This is a genomic window from Deinococcus sp. (assembly GCF_030523985.1).
Classification (GTDB): Bacteria; Deinococcota; Deinococci; order Deinococcales; family Deinococcaceae; genus Deinococcus.
The window spans coordinates 1-2,147 of record NZ_JAUNHK010000196.1 but is presented as its reverse complement, the minus strand read 5'-3'; the positions used below and the strand labels follow the sequence as shown (position 1 = coordinate 2,147).

The following is a 2,147-nucleotide window of genomic DNA, read 5'->3' as shown; positions in this document are numbered from 1 at the left end:
GCCACCATCATCTACGTGACGCACGACCAGGTCGAGGCGATGACGCTCGGCAACCGTATCGTGGTCATGCGCGACGGCGTGATTATGCAGGTGGATACGCCCATGAACCTCTACGACTTCCCGCAGAACAAGTTCGTGGCGGGCTTTATCGGCAGCCCCTCCATGAACTTCCTGACGGCCAAGGTGCAGGGCGGACAGTTCGTGCTGGGTGACAGCCGCGTGGCCGCGATGGGCCGACTGGCGCAGAGCCTGGGAGCCTATGAGGGCCGCGAGGTCTTCATGGGGATTCGTCCCGAACACGTCGGACTGGTGGGCCACAGCGACCTGCCGCACGGCAACAACGTGCTGCGCGGCGAAGTGGTCGTGGTCGAGTCGCTCGGTGCCCAGACCGACCTGATTGTGGACGTGGCGGGGCAACACCTGACCGCCAAGGTCGAGGGCATGGCTCCCGTCCAGCCCGGCGACAAGGTCGAACTGCTGATCGACCAGACCCGCCTGCACGCCTTCGACACCCAGACCGAAAACGCCATTGACCGGGGCACGCCCGGCGGCACCCGTGGGCAACTCGATACCCAGGGCCTCGGCTACGAGTACCCCGGTCAGACCGCCAGCGGGGCAGGCGTCGTCAGTGTCGTGAAGACCACCCTCTAAGCCGATGGAAGACTGGGAGACATTCGGCGGCCAGTCGGGTGTCTCTGTCTTTTTAAACATCTATGCCCTTTGTGGGCAACGCAGGTCAATCGCTCTACACTGACGCCCATCAGCCGATTCGTCCTTGCCTTTCTCTGCCGGTTGACAGCAAATCCGTGGGCCACCGACTTTTCCCGCTTGCCCACGACAAGGAGAACCCATGAAAAAGATGCTGCTTTCTCTGACTGCTCTGGCCCTGCTGGGGAGCACCGCGCAGGCCCGCACCTGGGCCGACATCCAGAAGTCGGGCACCATCAAGATTGCCACCGAAGGGGCTTTTCCGCCCTTCAACCTCATGAAAGGCAAGACCCCCACCGGCTTCGAGGTCGAACTGGCTGAAATCCTCGCCAAACAGCTGGGCCTGAAGGTGCAGTGGACGACCCAGCCCTTCGACAGCCTGCTCATCGGGCTGAATCAGGACCGCTACGATTTCGTGATCGCCTCGCATGGCATCACCCCCGAGCGGCAAAAGGCGGTGGACTTTTCCAACCCCCATTACTGCACGGGTGGTGCCATCGTGACCCGGCCCGGCGGCCCCCTGACGGCCAAGGCACTTTCCGGCAAGACGGTAGCGGTACAAGTCGGCACCACTTACCTGGAAAATGTCCGCAAGGTGCCCGGGGTGCGCGACGTGAAGACCTTCCCCAAGGACACCGACGCGCAGGCGGCGCTGATGGCGGGCCGGGTGGACGCCTGGGTGGGCGACAAGTTCACGGGTCTAGACCTCATCAAGGCGCAGAAGGGCAAGGTCGTGCAGGGCGAACTGCTGTTCCGGGAAAAAATCGGCATGGCGGTCAAAAAGGGCAACACGACTTTGCTCAAAACCCTGAATACGGCCCTGGCCAAGGCACAGGCCGACGGCAGTTACGCCAAACTCAGCCAGCGCTATTTCGGTGAGGACGTTCGCTGCCGCTGAGGGCGAGGCGGAAGGCCGAATCTTCGCGCGTGAGCAGCATCTGAACGCCCTGACCTTACAGCCGAACGGTCAATCCTGAATTGGGCTGCGGTCTGTCAGGTCATGGGCGTATAGTGTCGTTCGCCAAACTTGGCCCCCTTTGTCTGTGATGCCCCACCCGACTCCGCGTTTTCGCGCCTTCTGGAGAATGTACCGATGACCACGCCCTCCCCCGTTTCTCCCTCTCGCCCGCCTGCCGGACAGGGCCTCGGCTCCATGTTTCTGTGGCTGGTCGGAGCTGCTGCCGCCTTCGCTGCCCTGTTCGTCCTGATTACCCTGGTGCTGCGCCAGATGCCCGCGCCCGTCGGTCAGTACGCCGACCTGTTCGTGGAAGGCGCACAGATGACCCTCAAGCTCACGGTGGTCAGCGGCCTGATAGGACTGGTGGTCGGGGTCGTCGCCGGAATCATGAAAACCAGCCCCAATGCGCTGGTGCGTGCGCCCGCCAACTTCTTCATCTGGCTGATTCGTGGTACGCCGCTGCTGGTGCAGATTCTGTTCG

3 protein-coding genes are annotated in these 2,147 nt (G+C 62.8%); all 3 read left to right on the top strand.

Annotation, left to right across the window (positions count from 1 at the left end; all coding sequences use genetic code 11):
• Window positions 1–651: ABC transporter ATP-binding protein (locus Q4C89_RS14885; protein WP_303103404.1), on the top strand; the 651-nt coding region annotated here is incomplete at its 5' end.
• A 199-nt stretch (window positions 652–850) separates the two neighbouring features.
• The gene (locus tag Q4C89_RS14880; RefSeq protein WP_303103403.1) at window positions 851–1,606 is read left to right on the top strand and encodes an ABC transporter substrate-binding protein; all 756 of its coding nucleotides are present in this window, start codon (window positions 851–853) and stop codon (window positions 1,604–1,606) included.
• 195 nt (window positions 1,607–1,801) lie between these two features.
• Window positions 1,802–2,147, top strand: a 346-nt coding sequence (locus tag Q4C89_RS14875) for an ABC transporter permease subunit (protein ID WP_303103402.1), incomplete at its 3' end; no start/stop codon positions are given.

Excerpts from the sequence above, each read along its gene's own strand:
- Q4C89_RS14880 (WP_303103403.1), top strand. The coding sequence starts at position 851 with ATGAAAAAGATGCTGCTTTCTCTGACTGCTCTGGCCCTGCTGGGGAGC.